Raw genomic sequence first — 5,260 nt, forward strand, 5'->3', positions numbered from 1 at the left:
ATAGCGCTCATAAAATCCAATCCAAACTATCTGAAATAAAATCAAAAGGCAAAAAATAAAAATTCCAAAGATCCACATAATACTAACGTAAAATTCAGAAAGTTGGGTGTAGGGACTAATACTACCGATAATTTCGATATTTGGAAAATAGCTTTTCATACAATTTACGAAATTTAAGCACGCAGGAGAAATATCTAAAATATTTTCGGGAATTATAAAGGCGCTAAGGGAATAGCAAAAATATATAAAACATAGTTTCGTAAAAAATTTACCGAATTTTATACGAGTATTTTCTATTCTTATCTTTTTACTTTCAAATTCTAAATCCTGCAATCTTGACCCTTACAATTGACCATATATTTTATCGCTTTTAATCTGCGGATAAAATTTGGATTTGCTCTAAATTTAAAATGATCCGTCGCTGCTACTTTCGCGAGGTTTAGGAAGTGGCGAAATTTTAGTGTAATACTCTTCCTTGCCGTTGTATGAGCTGCTAAAGACGCCGTCGGGAACCGTGAAATTTCGTTTAGTTTGCGGATACTCTTTTAAGTAGGTATCTAAAAATTTTGCAAACACCGGTGCTGCGGTACGACCGCCGCCCTCGACCTTTCGCATCGGTTTATAATCGTCGTTGCCATACCAGATTATGATCTGCAAATCCGGCGTAAAGCCGCAAAACCATGCATCTATACTATCGTTTGAGGTACCTGTTTTGCCCGCTATGTCGATGCCTTGCACGCGCGCGCGAGTACCGGTGCCGCGCTGCACGATATTTTTTAGCAGCGTAGTCATCAGATACGCCTGCTCAGGGCGCAGCACGCGGCGCCGCTCGGGCTCGATAAAGCGAGTTTTGCCGTCCTTATCGGTAATCGAAACGATAAATTTTGATTTTGCAGTAATCCCAAGCCCCGGGAACATCGAATACATCGTGGAGTATTCAAGCGGCGAAATTCCGTAGCTGCCGATAGCCACTGACAGGGCGGGCGGGACGTTTTTAAAGCCGAACTCGCCCAGCTTTTTTACCGCGCGATCAACGCCGATAGATTGCATCAGATTGATCGAGGCAAGGTTGCGCGAGCGTGTTAAAGCTTCTTTGATCGTGATATAGCCGCTGTAAGTCTTGTCATAATTTTTCGGCTTCCACGTTTTATCGCTGCCATCGTCGAATTCTCTAGCTATATCGGGAACTTCGGTCATCGTCGAGTAGCCCATATCAAGGGCGATTTGATAGACGAAAGGCTTAAAACTAGAGCCGGTTTGGCGCTGGGATTGGCTGGCACGATTGAAATTTGATTTCGCGTAATCCACGCCGCCTACTAAGGCTAAAATTTCGCCATTTTGCGGATGCGTGACGACCATAGCGCCGTTTACGTTGCTTGCATTGGCGTCTTTGTTGCGCTTTAAAATTTCATTGTAGCCGAAAACTAATGCCTCTTGCGCCATCGCTTGCGCCTTTAGATCAAGACTCGTATCTATGCGGTATCCGCCCGTGCGGACGTCCGGTAGAATTTTTTCGGCTTCTTTTATGATCTCATCTACGGCATACGGCGCTACGTTTTGCGTGAGTGTTTCGTTGTAGATCGTAGGCTGTTCGTTCATCGCAAGCTCATATTCGGTCTTATTTATCCAGCCGAGCTCATGCATCCTATAAATCACGTTATTGGCGCGCGAAAGCGACAAATCCAGGTGCTTAGTAGGATCGAAGCTGCTAGGAGCTTTCGGCAAGCCCACTAAAATCGCGATCTCTTTAAGGCTTAAATCTTGCAAATCCTTTTTGAAATATCCCAAAGCCGCCGTGCGAATGCCGTAATATCCGTGCCCAAAATACACTTCGTTAAAGTAACGCTCTAGAATTTGTTCCTTGCTTAGGGCGTTTTCTATCTTAAGCGATAGGATCGCTTCTTTGATCTTGCGATCAAGCTTCTTTTCGCTCGAAAGAACTAAATTTCGCGTGATCTGCTGCGTAATCGTAGAAGCCCCTTCGACGAATTTCATCGCTTTGACGTCCTTAATAATCGCCCTAAAAATCGCCTCGACATTCACGCCGCCGTGTTCGAAAAACGCCGTATCCTCGATAGCTACAAGCGCCTCGATCACGCGACCTGGGATCTCGTCAAATTTTACGTAAATTCTATTTTGTTCATTAAAAACGTTGGCTATCAAATTACCGTTGCGATCATAAATTTTAGTCGTAAGCTCGGGATGATAATCGATGATAGAGTCCGATTCCAAACGGATTTGCGAGTAAAAATACAAAAAAATTCCGCCTGCGGCAAACGCACAAACCGTAATAAAACTAAATAAAACTCTTACCATACAAACCTCTTTAAATTTTCCAGATCAAGCCCCATCGCCGTGAATTTTGACCCACGCGAGCTTTTGATATATTTTTCGTTAAAGCCTTCGATACTCATCGCACCCGCCTTGCCGCGCCAATCACCGCTAGCGATATAGCCTTTTAAATCCGCTTCATTAAATTCCGCAAATTCAAAGCTTGCGACGCTAAGTGCCGAAAGTTCTAGCGCCTTACTGCAAAAAATCATCGCAGTATAAACAGCGCAGCTAGCACCGCTTTGAGCCCGCAACATCCTTAACGCGTCCGCTTCATCCCGCGCCTTGCCTAAAATTTCGCCGCCGGCAAGTACGGAGCTATCGGCAAACAGCACTCTATCATAATTTTTATAAATTTTAAAAAACTGCGTTTTCTTGGCCAAGACAACGCGGTAAGCATAGGTGCGTGCATCGTCCTTACTAATGCCGCTTTCATCGAAATTAAAAGGAATTTGCGTAAATTCTACGCCGTTATCCTTTAGAATTTGCGCTCTAGTAGGCGAACTGGAAGCTAAATAGATCATCAAAACTCGCCCACCGTCACGCCTAGATAAACGCAAATCAGCGTGACTACGATATTTAGCGGGATGAAATATTTAACGACGATGATTAAATGCTCATTCGCCTCAAGCTCATCTCCCGCATCCAAAGCTCGCTTCAAAGATAAAATTTTATAATGCATGTAGATAAAATTTAGTAGTATAAAGCCGGCGCCAGCCCACAGCGTCGCAATCGCACCTTTTACCATAGGATCTGAAAATTTAAAACTTCCGCCGTCCGCAAGAAAAAATCCACTTACGCAAACGATCACCAAAAATAGTGCAAAGAACTGCTCATAGCGTTTCATATATCGTAAAATTTCTGCAAATTTTACATCCTTCGCATCCGCTTGGCTTTTACTGCTTAAATTCATAAAGATCCGCGCGATCAAAAATACGCAGATCTGCGCGCAGACCAAAAAAATCACGCTTAAAATGTGAATCAGCGGCAAAATTTGCGAGGCTTTGATGAAGCCGGTATCGATTTCGTTCAAATTTTACCTTTTGCGTAAGAGATCGCCTCTTTGATCGCTTCTTCGATTTTTAGCACGTCCCTGCCGCCTGCGGTCGCAAAATCATCGCGTCCGCCGCCGCCACCGCCTAAAATTTGCGCCGCGAGCTTAACCCACTCGCCAGCTTTGATCGGCGCGTTTTTAACACCTGCTGCGATTGAAATTTTGCCGTCGGTGCCTACTTGCATCAGCATTATCGCCGCCTTTTCGTGGCTATTTTTAAACTCATCTATCATAGTTTTTATATCACCGCTTTCGACCGAGGCTACGCAAAGTTTGGTATCGCCGACATTTAAAAATGCCAGTGCATGGGAACTGCTTGCATGCTTGATCTGATCTTTTAGCGATCTGATCTCATCTTTTAATTTCTCAATCGCGCGGAGAGGCTCAATCCCCTTTAACTCCGCAGAAATTTCAGCAAGCTTAGCGCGATTTTGAAGTGCTAAATTTAAAGCCGCGCGCGAACAAACTGCCTCGATACGCCTAACACCCGCACTTACGCCGCTTTCTTTGACTATAAAAAACGGTCCTATCTCGCTTAAATTACGCACGTGAATTCCGCCGCAAAGCTCCTTACTAATCTCTCCGAAGCTCACAACGCGCACCTTTGAGCCATATTTTTCGCCAAAAAGCGCAATCGCGCCGCTGTTTTTAGCGTCATCTATATCCATAATCTCAGTTTTTGCCGCACAGCCCTTGCAAACGGCGTTATTTACAAATTCCTCGATTTTAGCTAGCTCCTCGACGCTAAGCGCCTTAGGATGCGAGAAGTCAAATCTTAAGCGGTCCGCTTCGACTAAGCTTCCTGCTTGAGCGATATGAGCCCCTAGCACCGCACGAAGCGCCGCGTGCAAAAGATGCGTCGCGCTGTGATGGCGTGCAATCTGCTCACGCTCCTCAGAAACCTTAAGCCCGACGATATCGCCAATTTTCAGGTTACGATTAAGGCGCAAGTGGGATAAATTTAGCCCATAAAATTTCTGCGTATCAAACACATCGGCTATGGACTCCACTTCGCCGCTATCGCCCGTCTGACCGCCACTTTGTGCATAAAACGGAGTGATATCAAACATCGCCCAGCCGATATCGCCGGCTTTGAGCTCATCCACTTCCGCAAAATCCTCGTTAAGCAGTGCTAAAACCTTGCTCGTGCGGCTAAGCTCTTCGTAACCGCTAAATTTATTCTCACCAAATTTCTCTAGCAGCGCCTTAAAATCGCCACGGACGTTTTTATCGCCACTGCCCTTCCATGCGGCTTTAGCTATCTGCCTTTGCTCGCTCATAAGCGCGTCAAATTTAGCTTCATCCACGCGCAAATTTTTATCGCGCAGCATATCGGCGGTCAGATCGAGCGGAAAGCCGTAGGTGTCGTATAGCCTAAACGCGACCTCGCCGCTAAAAATTTCTTTAGTGCGCGCAAGCTCCTCGTTAAAAAGCTCGATGCCGTTTGCCAAAGTGGCGAAAAACCGCTCCTCTTCGAGTTTGATCTGCTCCTTTACGGCTTGCTTTTTCTCATTCAGATAAGCGTAGTGCCCGCCCATCAGCTCGCATACTTTATCCACGAGGCGATACATAAATGGCTCTTTTATACCGAGCAGATAGCCGTGGCGCACGGCGCGGCGTAGAATTCTACGCAAAACATATCCCCTGCCCTCGCGGTTAAAATTTGTTCCCTGCGCTAGCAAAAACGTAACCGAGCGGATATGATCGGCGATGACGCGATAGCTTGCGCCGCTTTCATAAGCGTAAGGCTTGCCGCAAAGCTTTGCAACCTCATCAATTAGCGGCATAAAAAGCGAGCTGTCGTAGTTGCTAAACTTGCCTTCTTTAATCGCCGTGACACGCTCAAGGCCCATGCCCGTGTCGATGCTAGGCTTT

Annotated in this window: 4 protein-coding genes and 1 pseudogene; all 5 read right to left on the bottom strand. The window is 45.7% G+C overall.

Annotated features, from left to right (window positions below):
• Positions 1-333, bottom strand: a pseudogene (locus Q0198_RS09575) (hypothetical protein); the annotation flags it as partial.
• Between the two features lie 72 nt (positions 334-405).
• Positions 406-2,316, bottom strand: a complete 1,911-nt coding sequence (locus Q0198_RS09580) for a PBP1A family penicillin-binding protein (RefSeq protein ID WP_297897467.1) — start codon at positions 2,314-2,316, stop codon at positions 406-408.
• Positions 2,310-2,855: a septum formation inhibitor Maf gene (gene maf, locus Q0198_RS09585; protein ID WP_297897470.1), complete on the bottom strand. Its 546-nt coding sequence runs from the start codon at positions 2,853-2,855 to the stop codon at positions 2,310-2,312. The genes Q0198_RS09580 and maf overlap by 7 nt, the downstream gene beginning before the upstream one ends.
• Entirely contained in the window at positions 2,855-3,364 is a 510-nt protein-coding gene (locus tag Q0198_RS09590; RefSeq protein ID WP_297897473.1) for a hypothetical protein, read from the bottom strand. Before Q0198_RS09590 ends, maf begins: the two co-directional genes overlap by 1 nt.
• The coding region (alaS, locus tag Q0198_RS09595) for an alanine--tRNA ligase (protein ID WP_297897476.1) at positions 3,361-5,260 on the bottom strand (1,900 nt) is incomplete at its 5' end. The genes Q0198_RS09590 and alaS, both read right to left, overlap by 4 nt.

The organism is uncultured Campylobacter sp. (assembly GCF_938045205.1).
GTDB lineage: Bacteria > Campylobacterota > Campylobacteria > Campylobacterales > Campylobacteraceae > Campylobacter_B.

Excerpts from the sequence above, each read along its gene's own strand:
- maf (WP_297897470.1), bottom strand. The coding sequence starts at position 2,855 with ATGATCTATTTAGCTTCCAGTTCGCCTACTAGAGCGCAAATTCTAAAG.
- Q0198_RS09580 (WP_297897467.1), bottom strand. The coding sequence starts at position 2,316 with ATGGTAAGAGTTTTATTTAGTTTTATTACGGTTTGTGCGTTTGCCGCA.